The sequence below is a fragment of the Sphaerochaeta sp. S2 genome (assembly GCF_016406725.1).
Classification (GTDB): Bacteria; Spirochaetota; Spirochaetia; order Sphaerochaetales; family Sphaerochaetaceae; genus Sphaerochaeta.
This window is the reverse complement of the sequence record NZ_JAEKNT010000174.1, coordinates 1-1737: the sequence shown is the minus strand read 5'-3', so window position 1 is coordinate 1737 and position 1737 is coordinate 1. Positions and strand designations below refer to the sequence as shown.

General features: G+C 47.4%; 1 protein-coding gene. It reads right to left on the bottom strand.

Going from position 1 to position 1737, the window contains the following annotated elements; all coding sequences use genetic code 11:
- Nucleotides 1–99: 99 nt before the first annotated feature.
- Nucleotides 100–1566: a M28 family peptidase gene (locus tag JF818_RS04630; protein WP_233066169.1), complete on the bottom strand. Its 1467-nt coding sequence runs from the start codon at nucleotides 1564–1566 to the stop codon at nucleotides 100–102.
- Between the last annotated feature and the right edge of the window lie 171 nt (nucleotides 1567–1737).

Below are 1737 nucleotides of genomic sequence, written 5' to 3'. Positions count from 1 at the left end.
CAACGGATGTATCCATCATAGGGACACTTCCGAGTACCAATGCTGAGCAATTATCTTCCAGAATTACTGAACTCTCAGGCGGACAATGTGAGGTCTCTCTTACCGATTTGTAAGCTTTGAGAAGATCAAGGATACCTCAGTTTGGGGTTCCTCCTCTTCTTCCTTACTCTCTTCCCATAATCGTTTCCCATCAACCATATCAGTGAGTTTGATGGCAATGGAGAGCGCTCTTTCCAGGGCACTCGGTTCTATCGCTTCCACTACGTCATTGCGGGTATGCTGTACCGATGGTTTGCTACGGTCATCCCAAGCAACTGCGGTCAGGGTAGTGGCTGAAATACCACACCTGCTCGCTTCAGCAGCATCGGTGCCGCCCCACAGGCGTGGAATTGCTTCACTTCTGGATTCATACCCCATAGAGTGTGCAATTTCCGTACAGCGCCTTGCCAAGGAAGCATCAAGCTGTTGGGTTCCATTCACATCCTTCTCAAGGAAGGTAATCTGGTCACTGTAGTAGACGGAATCAAAGTTCAATGCGATAGGATCAATCAATGAGTCAGCCATTGATGCATACCAATGCCTTGATCCCTGCAGTGCTGCTTCCTCCCCGTCAAAGGAGCAGAAGATCAGTCGGGTATTCCTTAGAGGCTTCCCACAATCCTTCCTCCAATGGAAATACCTGGCAAGCTGTACTGTCATCCCTACTGAAACAAGATTGTCCCCAGCTCCAGGAGATCCCTCCTTCTCATACATGGACCGCAGGGGAAACAACAGGGGGGTAGCTCCCAGAAAAAGGATAAGGAGAATGAGTTGTGCAATGGAAGGAATATTCGGCAAAAACAAAGCACTTGCAAGAAGCTCTGAAAAGATCTGAACCAAGGCCAGCACTCCGCAAGCAATGAATAGGCCAACCGGGAAGAGTACATTTTTTACGTAGGAGAACCAATCAAGCTGGTTGTATCGTTGTAGAGGAGCGCTGTCATGATGTGAACTGAAAATAAGTGTGTGTTGTACCTCTTCCTTTGGTTCCAGGACTCCATGGACATTCACCCCTTCTGCGTTGCAACGATTTTTACGGGCAAAAGGTCGGTAGAAATAGAGTTCCCTAGCGACATAATAGCAAAAACCGATAAAAAGCAAGAGGGAAATCCAGGGCAGTCCAATCAACATAAGGACCACCAAAAGAGGATAGAGGATGATCATAATCGTGAAAGGTTGACTATGAGCCTTCGTATCGAGAGGGAATTTGGTCTTGGTTGTTTCATCACAGAAATGTTTATACGCATCCTCAATTGCTTCAGCGGCACTATGACCTGCATCACTACCAGCTACCCTTGGGCCATAGAGATCAACAAGAGTCTTGGTGAAGGCCAGGGCAAGGGTAGCAAGCTTACCGGCTTTCAATGTCTCGAGTTTTTGTCTAGGTTTCTCTTTTTGGCCATCCACCAGCGTAGGTGGCTTCTTTCGTTTTCTTGGAAGAGGGAACTTCATGATTGTTTCATCATGACGAGTGCAACCTACGCTGTCAAGAAAGCGAATGCTGTACCACTTGCCTTGCATGCGCATCCTATACCATACTGTAACCACCTGTAATTGGGTGGGGGTTGGTTCACTAGTCGTCTAAAACAGAAGAACCAACCCCTCTTGTTTTCTTGTAGCCTGGACTATACCACAAAGACAGGTAAGAAATCCCCTTCCTGTGCTCATGTGACAAAATCCCTTCCGTTACCTCAGGAC

Excerpts from the sequence above, each read along its gene's own strand:
- JF818_RS04630 (WP_233066169.1), bottom strand. The coding sequence starts at position 1,566 with ATGCGCATGCAAGGCAAGTGGTACAGCATTCGCTTTCTTGACAGCGTA.